Source organism: Bacillus sp. FJAT-18017, from assembly GCF_001278805.1.
Classification (GTDB): domain Bacteria; phylum Bacillota; class Bacilli; order Bacillales; family Cytobacillaceae; genus Bacillus_D.
Map to the genome: position 1 here is coordinate 3,855,779 of NZ_CP012602.1, position 25,051 is coordinate 3,880,829.

Sequence of the window (25,051 nt, forward strand, 5' to 3'; positions counted from 1 at the left end):
TCTGGGAATTACATACCATTTTTGTTAATAATCTAGTAAATTATTTGTTATTTCGACTTTATTCCCATAAAATTGGTTACGTTCACAATCTTACTCTAGGAGGAGGAAACGTAATGAAGAAATTTATGGTTTCATTTTTGTCGTTTGCTTTCTTGTTGGTGGGTTATTCGAATGCAGCTTTTGCTGAAGCGGACAGAGATTGTGGTGAATTTTCTAGTAACGAGGAAGTTATGAGCTTCTGGCATTCAAACGGGTACAGTGCAACTAATGACCCTCATGACTTAGACAGGGATAATGACGGGCTGCCATGTGAGGTTTCTCAATCCGAATATGATAATTTTGTAGCAACACAAACTTCAAGCAATGATGATAATTCCAATGACACTTCAGGTTCAACAGATGCCGCTGCTGAAGGCGAAGCATTGCCAGAAACAGCTTCCAATTCCATCACTATGGTTGGGCTAGGGGCAGGATTAGCCTTACTTGGCTATCTTCTAGTTTTCCGTAAAAAGCATACAAGCTAAGGTTCGCATGCAACAAAGGAAAAACGGCAAAATCTCATTGCCGTTTTTCCAATGAGGTGACTTTAATGAGTAGGGTTCTACTAGGATACATTCTCATCATAACTGGAGTTTTATTGGGTTCTTATCATTTTTTCGAATGGCACATAGGCCGGTCAGCCGCTGAGGAAATGACAACAGAAGAGCTTTCCGCTATAAAACGGGAAACTGCACCTCCCCTGAACTTAAAGGCTGAAGAAGAGGTTATCCCGGATACTATGAATATGAAGCCAAAGGCCAGCGGACCTAATGCAACTCCAGAATCGGCTGCCAATTTTTCGAAAGGTGAAAAGGTCGCTTATCTGATGATTCCAAAACTTAATCGGAAATATTCAGTGTACTGGGGAACGGATGAAAGAACTTTAAAAAAGGGAGTTGGCATGTTTTCCAGCAAACTAACCACCCCGCCTGATGGTGGTGGACATACAGTTTTAAGCGGCCACAGGGACACTGTTTTTTACAGGCTGGATGACTTAAAGGATGGAGATCTGTTGACTATTTCTTTTAACAACTCTATCTATACGTACAAAATAAACAAGATTTTCATCACCGATCCCGATGATCGGAGCGTCATTGTAAAAAAAGACACCCCAACCCTTACATTGACAACATGTTACCCCTTTAACTATGTTGGCAGTGCTCCCGAACGATATATAATCCAGGCTGAACTGCTTAACTAAATAGGGACGTTTCTCCTCTGTGGTAGAAGAGAAACGTCCCTATTGATTTGTTTTAAAAGAATGTTGCGGAATATCAATAATTTATGATCAGCCATATTCGGCAAACGATAGCAAAGCATTATCCTTTTAGCTCATAACTGCCCATTTCATCCCAATAAAAATTGGCGGAAAATAGGCTGGGGTAACCCAATTATATGATCCATCGTCCTGAAGCTGGCCAATCTGTATTTCCTTGTCTTCATCTAGACGTATTGCCCACTTGTCGCTGACCACTGTGGCATTTTGGTCTCGGACTAACTCGATAGCCTCATCAAAGGTATATGTAAGTGCGGATGAATCGTCAGGTAGTGAATTCTGCATGCTAAGCTTTTGATGTTCTTCAGAATCCCATACCTCTATGAAATCAAAACCTTTAAGCCCTGACTGTAATACCCGGTCTCTAAACCGGTCCGAGACAAAAACAGGAGAATTGATTAGAAACTTTTCTTCGTGATCAACAATTTTAAAAATATCCTGTCCTTCTGCAATTTCCGCTAAAAAAGCATACTTCTTATAAGTCAAGATTTGATTATCCGGCAGCCTAGTTGCTTCGGATTGTTCTCCATCAATACAATCAAGGACATTCAACACATTAACGGCATAGTACTTTTCATTTTCTGTTGTCATAAGTGGAAGTAACTCTGCCTTATCGGTCAAAAGACCCGACAACACTTCAACAGCTTTTTCACTTAAGATGGGGACTGATAAAAGTCCTGAGGGAAAATCACTCTTTTTCCCTTTTTTATAGATTCGGACCTGAGGTGTTTCCCAAATATCTTCCATAGGTTTTCCACGAAAGTTTTTACTAAATAACTTTCTTACTTGGTCAGTTGTACTATTAAAAACTTCATACTTTTCTATAAAGCTATTCAATTGCCAGATTTTCAATTGATTCTCCTCCCTTACATTTTAAACCCCTTTTACCGGATACTATCATAACTTCCTAGTAAAAGGGGCAGTAAATTTATTTAAAACGATGAAGAAGTATTTCTCCTGTTAAAAGCTGCTTCCTGATAACATCCAAAGTTCCCTCTAGAGCAGCAGCAATCTCCTCTTTTGTTTTACCTTCATTTCGCCTTACCGTGTTGTCCAAAAGATTCCTTACATGGTCAAAATAGGAATTTAAATGTCTGCCATTATGTGTGGCAATATACATACCACCATCCCAATCAGGAAAGCTATAATGTGAACTTTTTGGTATATGTGGGAGCCATACACCATTTGTTGGGGAATTTATATCAATTCCATAATCTGTTAAGATGTCTCTTGCCTCTTTAGCAGCATCATATTGTGCACCTTCAGGCACGATATGATGTGCCTGCCAATTCGTAATGTCCCCATTTATTTCTGGTGGATCAATTCCCACTTTTCTCAGAGATTCTCCCAATCTAGTAGAAGGAATACCAGAAGAATGTAATTCTTTTGTCTGCCCTATTACTTTACTTGTATAAAATCCTGGATAGTAACAACTTACATTATGGACAAGAATCCCTACATCGGAAATATAATAGGTGTGGAAATCTGCAACACTGAAGTTATAAACCTTATTTTTTCCCTGTTTTATTTCGATCGATTCAATTGGAAGCTGATTCCCGCTACTCGTTTCAACAAAATCTCCCACTCTGAGATCGCCGGCATTAACCCACCCTTTACCGTTAACCCAGAATGGATGATCTGCAGTTGTGCTTATGGTTTCATTTCCTATTACTAAATCATAAATTTCATCAGCTTCGTTTTCGAATACCATATCAACAGGCTTATAAGTAATTTCGCCAGTTTCTATATTCTTGGATAAAACAAAGTCTCCAACTCTAATATCTTCAATAGATTTTGTTCCACTGTTTGTTTTTATCTGGGTACCCGAGGTAAAACAGTTACATGAAAGTTTCCAAATCTGAAGATAACTATTAAGATCATCAGAATTGGTAATCCCCAGGCCATCCAGATGAGAAGGCTTAAACCCAAGCTCAGTCAACTTAGCCATATCTTCTGGTACGAACCCTCGATTAAGCGCATTAACTAGTGCCCTAGCTTCAGTTCCATTGGTAACCCAGTATTTTGCATAATCATCAGGCCGGATGTTCTTCTCCGCCAATTTAACTGCATCATCAAGGTGAATGCCGTTATCAAGAATCCTGCTGATCTGGCTTGGATTCAGGCCAAGATCAATAAGCTTTTGCAGATTCTCCAATCCCTCGACGCCCTCGGTTTTTCCGATGCGCTCGATAATATCTTTGCTCACCCCTGAATCCGTCAGTTGTTTAACAAGGATTTCAACCCGCGGAAGGCTGTCAATCCCAGATTTTTTTACTACCTCATTGACGAAATCCTTGGAGAATTGATTAGCCAGCCTGTCAGCCGCTGCCCGATTTGCCATTCTTGAAGCGATGGCATTGTAAATATCATCGATTGCACTCTTTATTCCCGGGAAAAACTTGACGAGCAGGCTGCCACCAAGTGCAGCTACGATACTAAGGATTGCTTGCGTAATAATTGCATCGCCTACAGATGTATCACCCAAGATATAATATTGATACATAAGATTTAGCAGTTCAACCAGGAAGTATATTGCCAGGATAGCGAGCACCAATCCTAAGATTCCGCCGAGAATCGTGCCTGATGCCAGCAAGGAAATTGCTGAAAACAGCGCGATGAAGCTGTCAATCAAGGCGACTAATGAAGCGATGTCCACAATCATGCTTGTCGATCCGCCTGCTGTTCCGCCACTGATCATATAGCCGGCCGAGCCGCTTTTCGGATCCATCGCGATATAGCCGGTTCCGTGCCAGTCATAATACTGGATTTCCTCTTCTGGAATAGTCACGATGCGGCCTTGGTTCACCGAATTGGTAATGTCATTCTTGACGGTGCTGCTTACCTTTAATTTTGGCAGGACTTTACTTATGTTTTGTTTCGTTACGGTGTAAACCGGAATGCCCCGCTTGTTGGCTTCCTCCAGCACCTTTATGGTTGATACGGAAGGGAGTCCGAGGAACTGTTCGTAAATGCCATGTTCCATCGCTGATTCCAGGGAACCTGTTGCAAGCATGAACGATAGTTCGTCCTGTTTCTTGCCTGTTTTGCTGACGACGGAAGCGATGTTCCGATCGACATCGATATACATGCCCCCAGGCGCTATCTTTGCAGGAGCCATGAACATATAGCCGACATTCAGCTGATAGCCGGTCATTGCTCCGCTCAGCAGCCGGTTTGCTGAAACGTCATATTGCTGTGAAATGAGCTGTCTAGCAACATCGAGCTGTCCAAAGTATGATTTTACAACCCCGTTTAAAATTTCTCCGAGCGCCTCATCTGTATACATCGTATCTGTGTTAACTTTGTCTTTCAGCGCTTCTACATTTGTTTTAATCTCATTCAGTTCGCCAGAGGCAATTTTTCCAAAATCCAGTCCGACTGCGTAGAATGCACCAGCAGTTACAGGGTTTTTCACTTCTTCTTCACCCATTCCCGGGGCGCTGAAGCTCATGACAAATTCCTGGGTGTAGGCGAGCCCGACCGGCTTGCCCTCTGCTACGGTATTTCCATCCACTTTTAATAGCGGAGTCACTTCAACCATGTAGGCTGGAGTCTTGAAAATACCACCATATTCAGAAATGATGTTGGCGTCCTCTTCGGTGGCAGGCGCCCATGAGAGTGTGATTCTTTTTCCGTACAGGTCCACTGCCTTCGCTCTATGCTTGAAAGCATCCTCACCTGAAAAGTTGAATCCAAACGGACTTCCGCCGCGGATGCTGAAGCTGACCCACTCGTTCATTTCATCCGGCAGCGAAGTTAATTCCTTGGTGATGGCAACCGTTTTATAAGGAAGTGTTAGTGGAAGGATCCCGAGCTTTTGCTCCTTTACTTCCCAACCGCCAATTACATCATTCAATTGGGCATTCTCAAGTCCTTGCTCCTTAATATATACCTCAAGCTTGGACATTGCTTCCGAAAGATGGCCTTGGATGGCGGTCATGTCAAGATTGGTAACCGTCCTCGCATCACCTGATTGATCTCCAGTGTTCTGCGCTGCGTCAAGCAGCACTTTTTTATTCAATCCAGTCAATTCCTCAAACTTCAGGCCTTCTTTGTAGACGTTTTGCTTGAAGCTTGGATCAAGTGGAACCCAGGCAGCTTCACCTTTTTGCGCTCCTGCGCCGCGATAGTCTTCATACGGGACTTCCGCTTCCACCCACGTATGCTCCATTTGGACAGCCATGATTTTCCCCTGCCCATGGACAGCCCTAAGCGGAATTCCGAGCGCTCCAAGTGTCTGAATTGCCTGTTGCGGGTTGGTGACACCGACCCAGTTTTTCACCTGTTCAATCGGAATCTCTACCGTCCCGGTTACATAACGTGCAGGTATTCCTTTATAACGAAGCAGCGAGATTAAGAGCGAAGCCTGGTCAACATCATTCCCGGCCAATTGCTGAAGAGTTCCAGTTGCGCCTTTTCGTGAACCGAGGTACGGTTCGAATTTCACCTCGTTCCTGACATAGTCATAAAGCGACAGGGCGGATCCATCAAGGGAATCAGCCAATTTTTTGATGTCATCGGTTGCTTTTGTTTCAGCAGTTTCCGCTAGATCCTCCGGTGTCTGGGCAAGGTTCTGGCTTTCTTCAGAGCCCAGGTATGCCGGGGTGACTTCGTTTTCAGTTGCCAGTTCGTCCGCCTTTAGCTCCATGTCCCGGTTTGGCAGCGTATTGCCTGTCGGGAAATGCGGGGCCTCAGGTGATAGCTGTTGCTGGAGTGCACCGAGCTTTTCTTTTACCTTCTTAAACTCAGAGTCTTTTAAGCTCTTGCCACCTATCATGGACTCCAGCTCTGCAAGCTCACTCTTAACATCCTCAAGCTTCTTGTTAAAATCAGCTTGATACGCTTCGAGCCGTTCAATTGCTTTAGGATACTTTTTAGCTTTTTCTTTTTGCTTGCTGAACTCTTTTTTGATATCAGCCTCTGATGACTCGATTAATTTTTTTGTATCTTTTACGGCTGATTGTAACAACTTGATGTTTTTCTTCTCTAGGTTTTCGTCCATTTCCCCAAAGGTTTCGGTCATACCAGCGGACAATTTTTCAAGCTCCGTTTTCGGAAGGTTTGATGCAGCCTGGGCATTAACTGCCCCAAGCTGCAAAAACTTATCCTTCGCCTGATAGGTCATGACGACATTCATGGTCGGGAACCCGAATGAGAAGTAGACACTGAAAAGCAGGATGATGGATATGAATTTTATCCTTGTTTTTATTGATTTCATGACCCTTTTCTACCTCCGGTATACCAGTTCGATTGGTATAGGCTCAGCACTCGCTCCAGTTTAAACCTAAGCGCGTCCTGGTCGCTTTCATTTGCCAAAACATGAAGCCCCTTTTTGACTTCTTCAATTGCCAGTTCCAGTTCTTCTTTTGTTTTTGGCTGATACACTAAATAGCCTCTTAGCGTATTGGACAGGTTTTTCAGAAGTCCTTTGCCTTTGGTACTCGAGATGCTGGCGGATTTCAGGGAGCCAACTGCCTCAAGCAGAAGGGTTTCTTCACTCTGGGTGAATTCGAGCTGAAATTCCTTGCTTTCAAAATTGAAGAATTCCCCTTGATCCCAAAGACCATTTTCGGTAACCAGTGAATAGTGCCCGCTCACCATTGGGTTGGCAATCAGATAATGAAGGGTTATTTCCTCATCTGGTTCCATTGTTTTTTTCCAATTATAATTGTTTTCTTGAGCCGTGAAGTCCATCGGATCTATCACGCGGATCCCTTCAGGGACGACTTCAGTTAACTGGACGTCAATCGGGCCGCCATTTGATTTCACCTTTATTTCAACCATTTGTACGTCTCCAGGATTGGAGGATGGTTCCTTCGGTGTGATTTGTTTAATCATGGCGCCTTCAAGCTGTTCAGATGTCAATCCCTGTAGTTGGCGGCTGTCAAAGCCTACATGCACGGCCACTCCGTTCCCGTATTCATTTGCTACGATTGCAGGGTGGCTGCCAAGGGTTGCCCACGTCTCACCAGTAGTCAGGTCGTATTTTTGCAAAGCTCCCCCAAAAGTGCCAGTAAAGCTTGAAAACTCCTTAGAGGAAAGACTGCTTTCCGTGATTGTCTGAGTTCCATTCAGTTTGGCGCCAAAAGGATTAAAGGTCTGGAAGTTTGCCAGATTGGCATTGGCCGTTGCAATCAAACGATGGCCATTATGGATTTTTGCAAGCAGTTCCTGATCGTCAAGCCCTGTCAGCGGCTGTTGTGTATCACTCACAAGGTACACATTATATTTGTTTGACCTGAGTTCTTTCATGAAGTCCTGTGCAGTTGTCACCACAGTGGCATAATCCGATTCCTTCACCAATTTTTCAATCCAAGTGTTAGCTTCAAGCTTTTCGGTCCAGACAAGGATTCTGGATCCCTCTTTTACCAATTTGCTGACTTCAATTGAGACATCCACTGAGAACGAACCGCTATCGAGCGCAATAATTTCGCCATTCTGCAGGGTTGTTCTTAAAACAACAAGGTAGTTCCCGATTTTTAAGCCCTTTGTATTGTAGGAGTAGCTTTTTGTAACGGTTCCATTAATGGCCAGTTCGGTCTGGTCTTCAAACGTTTTGACCACTTGTCCGGTTTCCGGCTGGATGACCAGTACTTCTGTTTTGGCATCCTTTACGGCGCTGTTTCCTGTATTCGTGACTGTATAGTTCAGGTCAACAGGTTTACCGCTAATGACCTTCTTGTCTCCCACTGTCAGTGTGCCTTCCAAGCCATAGCCGAGGTCAGCCGTTGATAGGATTGTCATTACTGTTTCATCAGATGATACTAGGACATCTCCGTCCCATACCTCCGTTTTCACCGTATACTTGCCTGGTAGTGCCTGGCCGCTCTTCCACGTAAGGGAGCGATCCGCACCCTCTTGTGCCGACAGGTAAGGCAGTATGATTTCGTCTTCGAATTGGGACTGGTTATCAGAATTTAAGACGGTTGTTTTGATTGCAAGATTTGCAAAGTCTTTATTGGTTGCACCGTTTTCAATATGATGCTGGATGACCACGTCCTGTCCCGACTGATACTCAGCCTTGTCTGTAGTGGTCTCGGCCTCCACGCTTCCCTGGGCAACAATCGTAAAAGGCGCAGTTGCCTCGGAAACCTTTTGGCCATCGTTCTGAACAAGAGTTACCTTGACAGCATAGTCGCCTGTATATGTATTACCAGTATTCCAGACGAGGTCTTGGGCATGGATTCCTTTTGCAGCTAGCTGGTCAATCGGATACGTTCCGACTTCTGACACCACACCGCCGCTATTGTCCACAATCTCAACAACTGCTTGTAAATCAGCAGCCTGATCAGAGTTGTTTTCAACTTCAATATGAATTTCAGCGTTTTCGTTTGCGGTAAAGTCGGAATCATTTAACTGAATCCGCGTTTGCAGCGAATCGTTTACCTTCACTTGCATGTTCGGCAATGGAACCGCAATTTGCTCACCGCTTTTTGCCGTATAAGTCAGTTTTGTGTTAGTTGTGATGTCCTCTGTTTCTCCCGGCGAGAAGGAAGTTCCCTTCAAGGCAAGTGTGATTGACTGCGTCTGGTTCATGACAATGATGTCATAATTCCATTCAACTGTTTTTGTTCCATTCGCGTTATTAACAACCCTCGAAGGTGCAGGAGTGGACTTTGTCTGATCGACCGTTATGCCACTTGGCAGGGTTGTGGTAAGGACGACATTTTTGCCGGCAAGATTAAAGACCTCTCCGCCGATTCCATTCATCATTTCCTCAAGCTCCTCGGCAGTTGGGCTAAAGCGGTACGTTCCCTCAGTAGCGATTGCAATTTGCTCCATCAGATATTTATCCACACCGTTACCAAGGCCGATGGTATGGATGGTAATCCCTTCCCCGTTTGCTGCTTTTGCTTGAGTTAAAGCAGAACTTCTTGAAGATTGCCCATCCGATAATAAGACAATGACTTTCTCCCGTTCACTATTGCTTTCTTTCTTGAATAAGCTTCTTGCTGAGTTAATGCCAGAATCAATTGATGTACCTCCTGAGGCATACGCTTTATCAGCTGCTTTTTTCAAAAGATTGATATCCGGTGTGAGGTTCTGAATGACAGTTGCCCAGTAATCGAAAAAGATGACTCCTCCACGATCACCCGGCTGGATTAGCTCCATCAGCTTCTTCGTCGCTTCCTTTGTCTGTGTGACAGATCCATCCATACTGCCGGATGTATCAATGACAAAAATCATATCCAGCGGTTTTCTTTCCGGTTCGGTAGGAGCACCAAGCCCTTTTAAGACAAACTCGGCATTCACTGTATCCGAACCCGGATTTACAATTTCCTTATTTAAGGCTTGCTCTGCGTCAATTCTTGTTGGAGGTGGTGGAGGCAGCACTTCGAATTTCTTTTCCGTCTCGGTTACAGCCTTGCCATCCTTGTAAACATATCCCTTTATCGTATACGTCGTCTCTTGTCCAACTTCCGGTGTGAACTTGAGCATATTTGTATTGATGTTCGGTTCGGCTGGGGTAGTGGAAACTACTTTTTCTTGAGAAGCAACCAGTTCGCCAGATTTTGAATATACTTCAATTTTCTGTGTTGCCTCTCCCTTCACGTTGCTGGAATGGAAGAGTGAGAGTTGGACATTTACTTCCTTGGATTGTCCGACAGTCGTCTTTTCTGGTGAGAGCAGGATTGTCGCACTATCAACTCTATTGCTTGGAACGATTTCGAAAGACTTCTGGCTGGTAGCCGCGACTTTCCCGGTTTGTTTATTTTTTATTTGAACAACTGCAGTATAATCGCCCGGTGTGCGGTTTTGGGTATTCCAGATTAAACCTCCCTCCGCTTGGACGGTTTCGTACTTCCCGGCTGGTGTTTTAATAAAGGCCTGTACCTGTAATTGCTCAGTAGAAGATTCATAGATTGGGTTTATTTCCAGCATTTCATATGCTTCAAACCGGTCGCTCTTAACCTTTTCTGATTGAGTTACCTTGTATAATTCAATTGCGGAAATAGCGGCACTCGTTGTCTCGAGGTGAGAATTGAGTGCTTTGAGTGCCCATAACGTAATGTATGGATCATTCGCCCAGCTTCCGTTTTCCTCCTGTAGCTGAAGGATTGTATCATGAACAAAGCCTACCGGCTGGAGCCCATTCGTTTCCAAAACGGCTTGATACGCCATGAGGGTTTTTAGTAATGTACCTTCTTCAAGTCCCCATGTTTGGTCTTCCTGCTGCAATGATAGGATAAAGTCACCGGCTTGAATCAAAGAGGACAATACTTCACTAGATGTTGAACCAGTTTTAAGGATAAATTCATTTAATAAGAGGATAATCTGTGCTGTAACAAATATGCTGTCTTGCTGGCGGTCGTTGTAGCCCCAGCTCCCATTTTCCTTTTGCTGCTTAATCAGATACGCAATTCCTTTTTGAATGATGTCTTTGTTGGAAGGATCTTTTTCCAACAGTGCGCCTAGGACTAAGGCTGTGTCAAAAACATCGCTGTCATAACCTTCAGCAAGGCCCCATCCCCCATCCGTGCTTTGGGCACCAAAAAAAGTTTGAACTTCCTTGCTGCCTTTTTGGGATAGGGTTCTCGCCATAAAATCAAAATTAGCGGTTTCCTGATTCTTTAACCAATCTGATGATTTTAGAAGTGAGCCATCATTTGGGAGGCTCTCAGTCAGGTACTTTGTGATTTCCGAGGTATTTCTCATCTTTTCGGCAAAATGAGTTCCCCAGCTGCCATCCTCGTTTTGGCTTCCAGTGAGCCAGCTTTGCCCAGTCAAGATACTTTGCTCAATCTCTGCCTTTGTAGCAGTTGGAACGGACTTCTCCGCCGATCCATTTGCCGGCAATACAGAAAAAACCGTAAAGATCATGACAAGTGTCAAAATCAACAATTTTCTGCAGCCCAAATGGTTAGAGTGTAACCATTTCATTCGCTTTCCTCCTTTAAAAAATATAAACAACATATTAATAGTATCAATTAGAACTGGTAATTATTGTCGAAACATGCCATTATTGGTAATTTTTATGTAAATAAAGAGACGGTTCTCATCTGCCAAAGATGGAGAACCGTCCCTTTTAAGAAAAAAATTCATCATCGAAGTTTTCGTTTACTTCAAACTCCCTAGTTTTCCCCCTTGATATTTTTATTATGTAATCTGCATGAATCCATTCAGTTCCTTTTGAGCCGTATTGGGAAAATATCATTGCTTCCTTCACTGAAAAGGGACGGTTCCATCCCGCTGATGTGAACCGTCCCTTCTTCATCTTTTACTTATAAAGTGAATCTCCATCAGTGGGGGTTTTCCTCATCCCCCACTGATGGTTAGATGAACCAATCGGACCTTTACGGGCAGTTGATCCCCCACCTATCTTCTTCAATTCCTCTGAATCTTGAGGGGGTCTTACTGCCCGTTAAGAGTGGGATAAACTTTTAATTGCATCCTCAATTGGCGTTTCCCCTGAAACTAAATCAAAAGCCTTATTAAATGCATTTTCTTGGTCGATAACGGCCAGAATCGTCTTTGCTACATCCTCCCTCGGAATCGATCCTCGCTCCAGATTTTCCGCTACAGTTACCTTGCCTGTTCCCGGTTCATTCAGCAGGCCTCCCGGGCGAATGATCGTGTAGTTGAGCCCGCTTTGAACGAGCATCCGATCAGCATAGTGCTTTGCGACGTAATAGGGCTTAATTTGCTCATTCCAATTTTCCCGGTTATGAGCCTGAAGCGCACTTACCATGATGAATCTCCCTACTCCTGCCCGTTCAGCAGCTTCCATCATTTTCACCGCTCCATCTAGATCAATCAGCAGCGTTTTATCAAGTCCGGTATGTCCGCCTGAACCGGCTGAAAACACAACTGCATCACAGCCTTTCACGGTTTTTGCAAGTTCCTCAACTGTTCCCTCAAGATTACCTAATACCGCTTCTACACCGGACTGTTCAAACTCCCTTACTTGCTCTTCTTTTCGAACAAATGCCTTGACGGTGTGCTTGCTGCTATCATGTAACAGATTCACTAATTGCTTCCCGATTTGGCCGTTTGCTCCGACAACTAATACCTTCATGCTTCATACTCCTCTCCAATTAGTATCCATTTATTAATTTACCCTATTAGCTTTATAGATAACTGTTTTGGATAATCCGAAGAGTAAAAGGAGGAGTTTGCAGCACTTTTATAAACAACTTTTTGGAAAATTGGGCACCATTTCAGGGTCTTCGTTTTCTGGGATGTGCGGTTCCGCGATTGAAAGACGGATCAAAAACCCACAGAACTTCAGTTATATGTTTTAGTCTCGAGTGATGTTCGTTCATGGAGCTTTCAAAATGTCTGGGCAATGTCTCCTGTGGTGCTTAATTCGGTGAGAGTTAAAACATTCTGCGGAGAATAGGTAAGCCTTGTTATCATTTATGAATCACTTTTTTAATTTTATCAAACACTTTATTAATTTTATTAAACACTTTTATAATGTTATGGGGCACCTTCTAAGTTTTATGTGTCACAGGGAGGTTCCCAAGCGTTCGCTGGGAGAAGGCCCATGGAAAACGATACGCATAATGACAATCAAAGTACACTTGTTCCTGCGGGTTATATTTTTATAAGCTTTGTGGTAGTCATCTTTGAAATTTTAATTTATAAAACCGTTAATAACTGACAACAAAAAAATGTAACAAAAGACAATTGTTCCGGACCATATGTCGACCAACGAAATCCTTGAGACCATGAATAAGGAACACAAAAAAGAGAGCCCTAATTCGGACTCTCTAAGAAAATAAAGTTCAACCACTAATTAAACTTTTTCTTTATGAGTGGTTGTAAAAGTGCTATAAATGACGCCAAATACGAGAAACGCCCTTTGTGCCCGTTCTCTTGAAATGTCACCTTACAGTACCTGACACCGGAGAAACAAGAGCACCTTCCCCACGTTCACTACTCTCATCCACAACAACTTCAGTAAAGTGGTCGGGAGCGAATTTGGCTTTAATTTTCATAGCGGCATAGTAAACAATGACGGCGGCGATAAGGGATTGAACCGCTGGCAAGCCCATTGGATTAACGTATTGAGTATAGTATCCTACTAAAGTACTGGCGACGAGTGCGATTGTTGCCATCCAGTTCCAGCCTTTGTTGTCTACCCACTGCTGCTTTCTGATAAGGAAGAAATCTGCCATCATGATGCCTCCAATGGCTGGATAGATAAGTGCAGTCATGTAAAGGAAGTCCATGAAATAATCCAGAATTCCTGCCAGCGCGATTACAATTGAAACAATCGTACCAGCAAATGTGAGAAGGGCGCGGCCTTTGTTGGAGTTCACGTTCAACATATTAGCCAGGGCGAGCCCCATGCTATAGTTATTCACCAATTGGCTTGTCCATGTTGCGAGCCATAAAATAATGAAGCCCCATATTGGGAAACCAAGATTCATCATGACATTTACGATATCCGCATCGCCGACTCCAATCGACATGATTGCCCCAACATAGAACAGGGGGAAACCGACTCCTACTATGCCAATCGGGATCAGGATATTATCTCTTACCTTTGGCTTTGCGTATCGGGTATAATCAGCAGAAATTACCCACTGAGAAACATTAATACCAATAACCAGGCTGATAGCAGCAAGGAATGTCATTTGCGGCTCGGGATTCCAGGATGAAATTTTTTCCCAGCCGGTATTCCGCAGAGCATAATAAATTCCACCCGCTACCAATAATAAGCCTGCTGGCACAGCCAGGTAATCCGTCCATTTCATTGAAGAATAACCAATGATGGAGGGAAGTGCGAACAGAAGGCCCGCAATTATGGTGACAAGGGCCCATAGTCCCCATTGCGTTTCATAATCAATTCCGAACATAGCTGAAATTGCATTACCTGCAACAGCTGTTTGCAGTGCCCACCAGCCCATTGAAACAATGAAAATGGTCATACCAACGATTAACCTTGCCTGGGTTGAGCCGAAGCTTGTCCTGGCAATAACTGACGAAGATCGGCCGGTTTTAGCCCCAATATAGCCAGATAACGCGTTGCCAATCCATTGAAAAACAAACAAGGCAATGGCCAAAATCCAAAAAAGTTCTCCCAATCCGAAGCTCGCGATTAATGCAGCTCCAACCATAAGAACTGGGATGGTAAACTCTAGCCCTCCAAAAATAACTGCGGGAGAAATCCAGTGCTGTCTTTCACTTAAAGGAACCGGCGATAACGCCTCGTCCTTGCCCCCACTATTCTTTATTGATACGTCTTCCATCCACTTCAGCTCCTTCTATTGAAATATTCTGTATTTCTTAATAAAGATCCTATTGAAGTCTGATTTTCTTGGTTGTGCGCTTTTGGGTAGATGAGAACGGTCCCCTCTCCACTTTTGGCAGAGGAGAACGTCTCCAGTTTATCTTCTTTCTAGCCGACTAGTACCCAGACGATTTCGCAGTCTTCGGTGCCGTCATTGTAGGCGATATGCTCCTGTCCTGCGGGGATGAATGTGGCTTCCCCTGCAGACACCCGATAGGTTTTCCCGATTGTTTCAGTGACGATTGAGCCCTTTAGAATAATTGAATACTCGTTTTCGGCATGATTGGATACCCCGGCCAAAGGGACCCTCTTTCCAGGAGAAATGGTCACTGTTCCCATCCTGAAATCCCCTGATATTCCCTTTTTTCCAAAGATGGTCTTTAGCGGGACAGCGGTACCAGGATCCGCATTTATATTTTTTAAAGTAAGGACATCCACTTTAGACTGCCTCCCTTTGCTTGCGCTGTTCAGTTACCCCTTCAATTTCATAGGTTTGAGGGTTTACTTTCACTCCAAAGTCGTTTTCGGCCTGGGAAACGGAAATATATCCGTTTTTGACATCACTTGCCACCTTTTCAGCCGGTCGCTTTAACGGGTCACCAAAACCGCCTCCAGTTGCAGTGACAAGTTTGACAACATCGCCCTTATTCAATGGATATCTTGCATATATTCCGTATGGGCCATCAACTTCGCCATTTGCTTTTTCAACGTAGAATTCATTGGTTGAACCGTCCTTGCCATCGCTCATTCCCCATGGAGCGAATTTATGGCGGCCGAATGTTACCGAAACCTGCTGATTGTCGCTCATCGCCCTATAGGAACGCACGACTCCCGATCCCCCAATATACTCACCTGCGCCGGTTCCATCGGCCCGAAGGCTGTACTCATCGACCATAACACCGTACCTTGTTTCAGCAACCTCAACTGGAACATTATACGTTTCACCATCACCGATACAGAATTTTCCTCTTGCACCATCCTGACCCTCAGAAGCACCCCATCCTCCGACTGATGGCTCAACAATAAGGAATGGTTCATTTGAATCCTGATGCAAACCGGACAACACAACTGAACAAACCGAGAGAAGATGCCCTGCAGAAAGCCGGTGCGGGATGTGTGGGGCTAACGCTTTCCATATCAGGTCCGCGCCAGCCTGCATGCTTTCCCAATAGATCGATACAGGTGCAGGCCGTTCTGCTGACAGGACTGATGCCTTATCCGTTATGACTTCCAGCAGGCGGAACACTCCGTCATTTGCATCCTGGGAAGGATTTGTAATCGCCATAAAGATGGCTCGCACAGCCGATACGAGTGCAGTATAAGAGCAATTGATCGGCCCCATGACCTGCGGATGGCTTCCTCTGAAGTCTGCAACAAACTTCTCATCTGTGATTGTTACCTTAACTTTTACGAGGAAAGGACCATTGCCGAAACCGTCATCATCGATGTAGTTTTCAGCCTCAAATGTTCCCTTCGGCAGCTTTTTAAGCTCTTGACGGGCAAGCTGCTCGCCATGATCGAGCAAATAGTGGACAGAGGAAAGGACAAGCTCTTTCCCATGCTTGCTGCATAATTCCTTCACCCGTTTTTCGCCTGTCTTCAATGCGGCAACCTGTGCCCACATATCCCCCAACGACAGATCCGGGAATCGGACATTTGCCTCGATGATATCAACAATCGCCTGGTTGATTTGTCCTTCACTAAACAGCTTTACACATGGGAATTGCAGCCCCTCCTGGAAGATATCGGTCGCATCGTTGCTGAACGATCCAGGATCTTTGCCGCCTACCTCTGTCCAGTGGGCTTTATTAGCAGAAAATGCAACGATTTCACCTTCATAAAAAATCGGCATGACAAGCCCGACGTCAGAAAGGTGGGATCCCCCGCCGCCATAGGAATCATTGATGATGACGATATCCCCTTCTTTCAGCTTGCCGTCTCCGAACTTTTTCAATGTCTGCTTGACCATGTCAGAGAGCATTCCTATAAAACCAGTAACACCATTCCCTTGAGTCAGCAATTGCCCTTTGGCATCTGTAAGGCCGCTTGCATAATCGAGGACCTCATAGATAATCGGGCTCATCGATGTTTTTGCAAGGGCAATAAACATCTCGTCGCCAATTGCTATTAAGGAATCTTTGACAATCTCGAGTGTAAATGGGTCTACTTTCGTCCGAACAACTTGAGTCATCTCATTCCACCCCCGTATCAATGATTAAATTACCGTACTCATCCACCAGCAGGGATTGTCCAGGATAAATCACTGTCGATGCAGAGGGCTCCTCGACAATCGCCGGACCGGAAACAGAGACATTTTTTCCAAGAAGCTGGCGGTGATAGACATTAGTATCAATCCATCCCTTGTCTTCAAAGTAAACCGGGCGTGTTTCCTTAAAAGCAACACCCGCATCGCTTGCAATCTTGTCCAGCTTTTTAAGCTGAGGTTTCACGACTTTCCCAAAAGCAGTGACATGAAGATTAACGATTTCAGTAGGAGTGCCCTCTAGCTTGAATGTATAGTTCTTTTCATGAAGGTCGCCAAATCGCTGTTCAACTTCGGAAAGTGTATTTTCATTCCATTCACCAGCAGGAACCGGAACCTTAACTGTATGCTCCTGGCCTAAATAGCGGATATCCGCAAATCTAGTAAACAATACCTTTTCCTCAGAAATTCCTTCCTCCTTAAATTGCTCGAATGCTCCCCTTTCAATAGATGACCACTCGTTGTTTATTTCATCTGGATTAAGCTGGCTGACCCTTCTGATATAGGTCTGAATATAATCATGGCGAAGGTCTGTCATCAGCATTCCCCAAGCTGAAAATACAGAGGAAGCGACCGGAACAATTACTTTCTTGACACCTAATTCTTTGGCAAGAGCAGGGGCATGCATGGATCCGCCGCCGCCAAAAGCAACGAGTGAAAAATCGCCCGGGTTGTGGCCCTTGCGGATGGAAATCAGCTTTAACGCATTTAGCATGTTGGAATTCGCAATCCTGATAATCCCCAATGCAGCTTCTTCAACGCTCAATCCGAAATGGTCTGCTACTTTTTCTTTAATGGCTGCTTTTACTTTTTCCAAATCCACGTGATAATCAAAATTTTCCGGTGAAAGCCTTCCAGTAACCAGGTTCGCATCGGTAGTGGTCGGCTCGGTTCCTCCCTGTCCATATGCGACAGGACCAGGAGAAGCACCAGCTGACTGCGGCCCAACTTTAAGCGACCCTGCACCATCTATCCAGGCAATCGATCCGCCGCCATTTCCAATCTCCACAATATCGACAACCGGTACTTTGATTGGGTAACCGGCATTCCGTTCATTTTTTTCAATAAAATAATCAGTGGAAACCTTTACTTCCCCTTGATTGATAAGAGAGCATTTTGCGGTTGTACCGCCAATGTCAAATGCAATGATGTTCTTCTCCCCGATGATTTCACCTAGAACCGCTGCTCCATAAATGCCTGCAACAGGCCCTGATTCAACCATATTGATAGGCGTCTGCTTGGCGCTATTAAACGTTGTTGTTCCGCCATTCGATTGCATTATGTAATTCTGGCTATCAGTCTGGTTTTCTACCAATTTTTCATGAAGGCGATTAACATAAGATGCAGCAATCGGTTTAACATACGAATTAAGAACAGTTGTGCTGGTCCTTTCGTATTCCCTCCACTCTTTCGTCACCTCGTGCGAAGCAGTAACAGCAACTTCCGGCCAAATCTCTTTAATCATTTCAACCGTTTCAATCTCATGAACTGGATTTACATAGGAATGCAGATAGGCTACCGCAATCGCCTCGACTCCAACATTTTTGAAGTAGGGGATAACCTCTTTCAGTCTTTCCTTATCCAGGGCTGCAATTACTTCACCTTTATAGTTCAGACGCTCTTCCACTTCCTGGCGCAAATACCGCTCAACAAATGGCACCGGCTTTTGGTAGCGTACATTAAATAAATCCGGGCGATTTCCACGGGCAATCTCCAGCACATCCCGGAATCCTTTTGTTGTAATTAATCCCGTCTTTACTCCCTTCCGTTCAGTAAGGGCATTAATAATAACAGTAGTCCCATGGATAAACGTCTGGATTGAACGCTGGTCAATCCCGCTTTTCTCGATAACATCAATTACACCTTTTTCAAAGTTTGGAGGTGTGGTGTGGCTTTTCGCAACACCAATGCTTCCCTCTTCATTGACGTAAACCAGATCGGTAAAAGTTCCGCCAATATCAGTAGCTACCCGCATGATTTTCCACCTTTCTTCAATTGATTTATTATAGCCAGTTAAAAAATAACTGGTGTTAACACACAAAGTAATATGGATTCTTCATTTGCCGGGTTTTCAAGGGTATGCTGGTGTGACGATGGAAAGTGGATTGAGTCGCCTTGGCGCAAAATGTATTCCTTCCCGTCAATATGAAAGATGACCAGCCCATTTAGAACATAATAAAATTCCTCCCCGGCATGCCCATATTGCTGGAACTGCTTTTGATTCGCCGCCACAGTTACCAGCAGCGGTTCCAGGTTTCTTCCTGGGAACTCCCCGTTCAGCCTTACATAAGTGAAATCTGAGCCTTTCAGTTGAAAGGGCTTATGCTCACCGGCCTTAATAGCATAATTCTGGTTTTGTTGTTCCTCTTCAAAAAATTCGGAAATTCTTACATTCAATGCATCTGCAATTTTCTTTAAGGAAGTAATTGCAAGCGAAGTTGCCCCTCTTTCAACCTGTGATAAAAAACTGATGGAGAGCTCAGTCCTTTCGCTCATATCCTTTAAAGTAAGCCCCCGCTGCTGCCTTAAATCCTTAATCTTTTTATAAATTTCCTCCATACGAGTCTCCTTTTGAAGCTCTACTTCAAAAATTTAACTATTACTGAAACAAAATTAAAGTAATACTGTAATTGAAAACAATATTAACACAGAGAATAAAAAATTAAAAGAATATTTTAAATTATTATTAAATTGGCAAAACCCTTACAATTACTCAAAAAAATAAGGACGGTTCTCATCTCTGCCGATAAGAACCACCCTAATTTATAGAAAAAGAATATTTTCCAATAATTGATAAACGATAGTTTTATTGATATACTAAACTTGCCTCTAACACCACATAACACTCCCCCACACTTCGGGCAAAAAACCCCTTCGGAAAGCAGGTTGAAAACAGTATGAAAAAAAGGCCACTATGCAGCTGCGGCAGCAGATTAGCCGCGGAACATTGCTGCGAAAAATTCCAGATCCATTCCTTTACTATCCCCTTCACCAAGTCCCAAACCCGCGAAAAGATAATTAAAAAACTCCAGATTGGTTCAGAATTTCAAATGAGAAACCGCGCACTTGCCTTCTTCTATGGAGACGACCTTATTGCCTACAAACTTGGCAAACCAAAAGACCCCAACCGAAATGAATTTCTCTTTCACCTCTCATACTATTTCACTGATTACCTTGAAGATTTATCGCCCTCATCCTGGCAGGAATGCACTCCACTTTTTTGGGAGGAATTCATCTCTACCTACTTTCCAGGCAGAATTTCAATTTCAAAGACCGTCGATAAGACTGAAGAATTCTTTACAGAACTTCAGAAATTTGTCCGCTGGCTCGACCGCAAAACTGGAACTTCCTGGTTCAATACTGTTGAGGGTTTTATACGTATGAATAAGGATGATATAAAAACAGGGGAAGCAGCACTGAATTCCCTTGTCCTCCATCATTTCCCTCATATCCATGATCACGATTTTGATCAAAAAGATTTTGAAGCTGATCAACAGCGCTTGGGTACACTGATCCATTCTGTTGATGGATTATTTGAAGTACAGACAGTCATAGATGATGTGTTTGTCCTTAACAATTTTGAAGACGGTAAGACCTATCACACTAAAGGTCTGCCCAACTGCATTTTGCCCGGAATCTTGTTAAAAGGAGCAATTGGCAAAAGGAAACATGATTTCTTCTGGAGATGGTGCGCTACAGGCGCAGTATTTCCAAAGAGCTCAAAAAAGTTTATGCGAACAGATAAAACTGTAATAATTTTATAAAAAGTCATAAATAAAGGGCCTGCCTCCTGAGCTTTTGCTGGAGTCATGCCCTGGTGATTCACCTACACTAAAGACTATCTTTAAGGTACTCATTTTAGACACACAAATTAGTATCAACAGTTACCGTTAGACGGGCGTACTACACTCACTCTATAATCACATTAAAACTTACACGCTCACATTTTCAATTTCCCTAATTTTATCGGCGACTGCAATTGTTAATTCTTCAGTGGTTTTGGGAACGAAATTCTTCAGAATGCTGTTGACCATCGAAGACGTTGCCCCGCGAGCAGTAATATTCAGGCACCCAGTCATCCTAGTGGAATTGCCGTCCAACTTTTCCGCTTCAAAATAGCCATTTCCGGTAAAGTTATCCGAAATTCCTGACAAGTCAAAGGTGACACGGCTAGGCTCCTCCCACTTTGTAATATCCACTTTCAATTTAATTTTTTTCTTCATGAACCCCAGGTCGCCCTTAAATGCCCAAGTAGATTCCATATCACTAACAATTTCGTGTTCTATATACCCAGGGACAAGTGGCGCCCAATTATTAATTGAACTAACAAAGCTCCAAACTTTTTCAATTGGTACAGTCAAAACAACGCTGTGTACTCCGCTTGGCATGATAAACCTCCTGTTCTTGTATTATCTCAATGCTTCCATTCTCCGATGTTACGTTCGTTAGACTTCGCAGCTGTGCTCCCGGACGGCTACCCTATGTTATACCCGGTCCATTCGGGGCTAGTTCTCCCGACGAAATGCTTACCCTTAAATGATTCTCTATGGATTGCTATCAAAAACTAACCATGTGGGGATTCATTGGGATAGCTTTTGTTACTTAATCATATTCAAAAAACTTCCTTGGCATGTGCTTAATTGTTGAACCTTCCCGCACCAAGCGGTTTTCACTTTTATAATGTCTATGAGCACTTTCTTGATTTCTATGGGCATTTTTTTGATTTCTATGGGCACTTTTTGAAATCCTATGGGCACTTTTTGAATTCCTATGGGCACTTTCTGGATTCCTATGGGCATTGTGGTTATTTTATTCATACAGAGGAAACGCATTATTATCTTTTATAAGCAATTACTTTAGTCAGAACTCAATATATAAATCAAATAATTTGTCAAATCCAAGAACATGCTTACTCTTTTTCAAAAATGGTATGATAATCATTAGTATTAAAATAATGGAGGACATCATGAAGAAAACAGTCAAAGTTGTTGCAGCTATAATCGAAAATGAACAAAACGAGATTCTCTGTGCACTTCGGTCACCAGAAATGTCAATCCCGAATATGTGGGAGTTTCCAGGCGGTAAAGTGGAACCGAATGAGGATTTATTCGCAGCACTTACGAGGGAGATTAAAGAGGAACTGCATTGCGAGGTTAAACCTTCAGAAATACATAACGATATCACCCATGAATATGAAACATTCATCATTAATTTGATTGCGATTAAATGCAAGATTCTTAGCGGTACGCCAATCCCTACCGAGCATTCAAAACTAATCTGGCTGAAGCGTGAAAACCTGAACTCTCTAGTATGGGCTCCAGCGGATATTCCAGCAGTAGAAAATCTAATAAACGAAAAAGTATAGTCCGCGCGACTATACTTTTTTCGTAAATTCAATAAATAGATTGTATGGAAGCTCATGTTCAAGTTCCATTTGGACTGTGATTGGTTTGTTGCCTTCAAAGCTGGTCGTGTTGCCTTTTCCGATATAAATAAACGGTTCATTCTTGCCATCGATAACTTTGTATTTCCTGATAAACAAGTGCAGATGTATTTCCCTAGCCTTGTTATAGATTATATTTTGTCCGGTATTTGTATGCTGAGAAGTTGTATGAGGCGTTTGCCATTGGAAATGCCGTGTGTCGATTATTTCATCCTTATAGGCAAGCTTTTCCTCAACGTCTGCATCCTTATGCAAATCAATATACAAGAAGTAGTCATTTCCATGGGTAAGCAGGCCGGATCCTCTAAATGAACTATGGATTTTTCTAAAATTGGACAGAAAGGCTGCATCATTCATTTTATACTGTTCGTACAATTTGAAATGCGGCACACCATAGTACTCGTTCTTAAATTCTTTTTCATACCGGAAAATCCCATACATCACATTGTCTTCAATATACTTCCGGTACTCCTCATTTCGGAGAACTTTTTCAAAAACGGGTGTCCGCACTAAAATCCCATCCTGCAAATCAAACAGCTTCAAATTCCTGCTCAATTCCCCACTGTCGTAAAAGTCCTGATTCAAGGTTTGCAGCGCATGAAGAACACTATCGTCATCAACAAAATGGATCCACTTTAAGATTTCATTCTTAGCTGCCTCGAACGAGATGTGATCATGGTCAAGCAGGTATTTTATGATAACAAACTCATACACCCGCTTAAGCGGTAATTTACCTGAAAGCTCCTTAAGCGTTTTTTCAAAAATATCATCGCTCAATAAAGCTTTCAACCGTTCCGTCTTCTCCACTTTAGCGACAAACTGCAAATACGTTTTCTCTTTGTCGATGAATTTTACCGGGTCAGGCGCACCATCATACTTTAGATAATCCAATAAGAAGTAGGGAATTCGTCCCTGGTTAAGCTTTTTAAACTCAAAGTACTCTTCCTTCAGATACTTCATGGAATTAAAGTTTTCCTGATCGATCTGCTCGAGGATCCGTTCTTGGGAAATCTTATCCATTTGAATATGTGTAGAGCCGGGAATATTGGCAAAACCCGTTGCGATTGCAACCTTCAGGCTTTCCTTGTCATAATAGCGGCTGCCATTAAGCGCCAGGGCAATCAAGAATGTTTTATTATGATTCCCGATGAAATCGAGCACCGTTAGGAAGCTTTTGTTGGCATACTTACGCAAACCGCGCCCAAGCTGCTGGATAAAAATAATCGGTGAGTTGGTCGGCCTTAACATGAGAACTGTGTTCACCGAAGGAATATCGACACCTTCGTTAAAAATATCGACTGTAAAAATAAACTCCAGTTCATCCTGGTCATTTTCCAAACGGTTAATGGTTCGTTCACGAATGTCAGCGGAGTCTCCTCCAGTCAGGCACGCACTCTTATAGCCTCTTCGGTTAAACTCGGCAGCCATGTACTCGGCATGCTCGATCCCCGCGCAAAAGCCAAGACACTTCCGCTTCTCTCCATCGTGTCCGTAGAATTCCATCTTCTCTATGATAAATTCAACCCGCTCATTCACTTTGAGGCGCTTGGTCACTTCGGCAATGTCATCAATCGAAACATCGCTCAAATCAATTCCCTCAATATCGGTAATGCCAAAGTAGTGGAACGGAATAACCAGCTCATCATCAAGCGCCTCGTGCAGCCGTACCTCAAGCGCAACATTATTATCAAAAAGGTCAAACACATTGTACCCGTCGCTCCGTTCTGGGGTAGCGGTCATCCCAAGAGTGAACTTCGGAGTAAAATAGTTCAAAACATCTCGATAGGTTGGACTGGTTGCATGGTGAGCTTCATCGATGATAAGGTAATCAAACTCACCCTGTTCAAACTCTTGATAAGTCTTTGACAGAGTTTGAATTGTCGCAAAAACAAAATCCGCATTCTTTTCTTTGTGATTGCCAGTCAATAAACCAAAGGTAAGGTTTTCATTCGGAAGCAGCTTTTCAAACGTCTCCTTCGCTTTTCTGAGAATCTCTTCCCTATGTACAACAAATAGCAGCCTCTTCGGCCGGAAGCTTTTTACATCAAACGCAGACATATAGGTTTTCCCTGTCCCGGTTGCGGCAATCACAAGCGCCTTCTTTTCACCAAAGCCCCGGAGTCGGGCAAGATTATCAATCGCACGCCGCTGCATCCGGTTCGGAGTAATGTATTCCGGCTTTTCAAAAATCAAGTACTGCTTGGATTGGGCTCCCTTAAGAGTCTTCAGAAATTCCTCGTATTCCGCAATCAGCTTTTCGTCTGCAACCTGGGATCTTTCCCATAGAGCATCATATTCCTTCAAGACTTCTTTTATAAATGAAGCATCGCTCTTTGAAATAACCTCCACGTTCCATTCAACATTACTTTTCAACGCGCTCTGGGTAATATTGGATGAACCGATGATGACTTTATATGAATCTTCATATTCAAAAATATAAGCCTTCGTATGGAATCCAATCTCCTTATCCGTCACAAACACTTTTAAATCAACATTGCTAAACTCTCTAATTTTCTCCAATGCTTTCGCATCTGTAAAATTAAGATACGTAGAAGTAATAATCTTCCCGGTAACACCTTTTTTCTCTGCCTCACGCAGCGGATCAAGCAACAGCTGAAGTCCGCTGAAGTTAATAAAGGCAACACTAAAATAAAATCTCCTGCACTCATTCATTGAATCTACCAATTCCTGAAGCAAATTCCCTTTATCTGAATTAACGATCAACCGCTTTTCAACCTGCATGATTCTACCCCTGTCGAAATTTCATTGTTGCTAAAATTTTACTATACT

The 25,051-nt window shown here is 43.3% G+C and carries 15 protein-coding genes; 4 read left to right on the forward strand and 11 right to left on the reverse strand.

Features of this window, described 5'->3' with window-relative positions; all coding sequences use genetic code 11:
• Nucleotides 1-113 precede the first annotated feature (113 nt).
• Both AM500_RS17900 and AM500_RS17905 read left to right on the forward strand, forming a co-directional pair.
• Complete coding sequence (locus AM500_RS17900; protein ID WP_053600435.1) at nucleotides 114-524, forward strand: excalibur calcium-binding domain-containing protein; 411 nt, start codon at nucleotides 114-116, stop codon at nucleotides 522-524.
• A gap of 65 nt (nucleotides 525-589) precedes the next feature.
• Complete coding sequence (locus AM500_RS17905; RefSeq protein WP_053600436.1) at nucleotides 590-1,240, forward strand: class D sortase; 651 nt, start codon at nucleotides 590-592, stop codon at nucleotides 1,238-1,240.
• A 126-nt stretch (nucleotides 1,241-1,366) separates the two neighbouring features.
• Here AM500_RS17905 and AM500_RS17910 read toward each other — a convergent pair whose 3' ends face one another.
• The 9 genes from AM500_RS17910 to AM500_RS17955 all read right to left on the reverse strand — a co-directional run bounded on the left by AM500_RS17910 (nucleotide 1,367) and on the right by AM500_RS17955 (nucleotide 19,377).
• Complete coding sequence (locus AM500_RS17910; RefSeq protein WP_053600437.1) at nucleotides 1,367-2,167, reverse strand: imm11 family protein; 801 nt, start codon at nucleotides 2,165-2,167, stop codon at nucleotides 1,367-1,369.
• A 76-nt stretch (nucleotides 2,168-2,243) separates the two neighbouring features.
• A complete protein-coding gene (locus AM500_RS17915; protein WP_053600438.1) occupies nucleotides 2,244-6,533 on the reverse strand; it encodes a polymorphic toxin-type HINT domain-containing protein in 4,290 nt (1,429 codons plus the stop codon).
• Nucleotides 6,530-11,197, reverse strand: coding sequence for a VWA domain-containing protein (locus AM500_RS17920; RefSeq protein WP_053600439.1), 4,668 nt, complete (start codon nucleotides 11,195-11,197; stop codon nucleotides 6,530-6,532). The genes AM500_RS17915 and AM500_RS17920 overlap by 4 nt, the downstream gene beginning before the upstream one ends.
• A gap of 481 nt (nucleotides 11,198-11,678) precedes the next feature.
• The gene (locus AM500_RS17930; RefSeq protein ID WP_053600441.1) at nucleotides 11,679-12,332 is read right to left on the reverse strand and encodes an SDR family oxidoreductase; all 654 of its coding nucleotides are present in this window, start codon (nucleotides 12,330-12,332) and stop codon (nucleotides 11,679-11,681) included.
• An 811-nt stretch (nucleotides 12,333-13,143) separates the two neighbouring features.
• Nucleotides 13,144-14,514 carry a purine-cytosine permease family protein gene (locus AM500_RS17935; protein ID WP_053600442.1) on the reverse strand — a complete coding sequence of 457 codons (1,371 nt, stop codon included), beginning with the start codon at nucleotides 14,512-14,514 and terminating at the stop codon, nucleotides 13,144-13,146.
• Between the two features lie 149 nt (nucleotides 14,515-14,663).
• Nucleotides 14,664-14,993, reverse strand: a complete 330-nt coding sequence (locus AM500_RS17940) for a cupin domain-containing protein (RefSeq protein ID WP_053600443.1) — start codon at nucleotides 14,991-14,993, stop codon at nucleotides 14,664-14,666.
• Between the two features lies 1 nt (nucleotide 14,994).
• Nucleotides 14,995-16,746: a hydantoinase B/oxoprolinase family protein gene (locus AM500_RS17945; protein WP_053600444.1), complete on the reverse strand. Its 1,752-nt coding sequence runs from the start codon at nucleotides 16,744-16,746 to the stop codon at nucleotides 14,995-14,997.
• Nucleotide 16,747: 1 nt separating this feature from the next.
• On the reverse strand, nucleotides 16,748-18,793 hold the full coding sequence (locus AM500_RS17950) for a hydantoinase/oxoprolinase family protein (RefSeq protein ID WP_053600445.1): 2,046 nt from the start codon (nucleotides 18,791-18,793) through the stop codon (nucleotides 16,748-16,750).
• Nucleotides 18,794-18,831: 38 nt separating this feature from the next.
• Nucleotides 18,832-19,377 (reverse strand): helix-turn-helix domain-containing protein, encoded by a 546-nt coding sequence (locus tag AM500_RS17955; RefSeq protein WP_053600446.1) that lies wholly within the window; start codon nucleotides 19,375-19,377, stop codon nucleotides 18,832-18,834.
• Nucleotides 19,378-19,715: 338 nt separating this feature from the next.
• On the opposite strand from AM500_RS17955, the gene AM500_RS17960 reads away from it, so the two are divergent.
• Nucleotides 19,716-20,582, forward strand: a complete 867-nt coding sequence (locus AM500_RS17960) for a hypothetical protein (protein ID WP_053600447.1) — start codon at nucleotides 19,716-19,718, stop codon at nucleotides 20,580-20,582.
• 168 nt (nucleotides 20,583-20,750) lie between these two features.
• Here AM500_RS17960 and AM500_RS17965 read toward each other — a convergent pair whose 3' ends face one another.
• Nucleotides 20,751-21,206: an SRPBCC family protein gene (locus tag AM500_RS17965; RefSeq protein ID WP_053600448.1), complete on the reverse strand. Its 456-nt coding sequence runs from the start codon at nucleotides 21,204-21,206 to the stop codon at nucleotides 20,751-20,753.
• A 578-nt stretch (nucleotides 21,207-21,784) separates the two neighbouring features.
• On the opposite strand from AM500_RS17965, the gene AM500_RS17975 reads away from it, so the two are divergent.
• A complete protein-coding gene (locus AM500_RS17975; protein WP_053600450.1) occupies nucleotides 21,785-22,183 on the forward strand; it encodes a (deoxy)nucleoside triphosphate pyrophosphohydrolase in 399 nt (132 codons plus the stop codon).
• A gap of 9 nt (nucleotides 22,184-22,192) precedes the next feature.
• Here the strand turns inward: AM500_RS17975 and AM500_RS17980 are convergent, their stop codons facing one another.
• Nucleotides 22,193-25,003 (reverse strand): DEAD/DEAH box helicase, encoded by a 2,811-nt coding sequence (locus AM500_RS17980; protein ID WP_053600451.1) that lies wholly within the window; start codon nucleotides 25,001-25,003, stop codon nucleotides 22,193-22,195.
• Nucleotides 25,004-25,051: the final 48 nt, after the last annotated feature.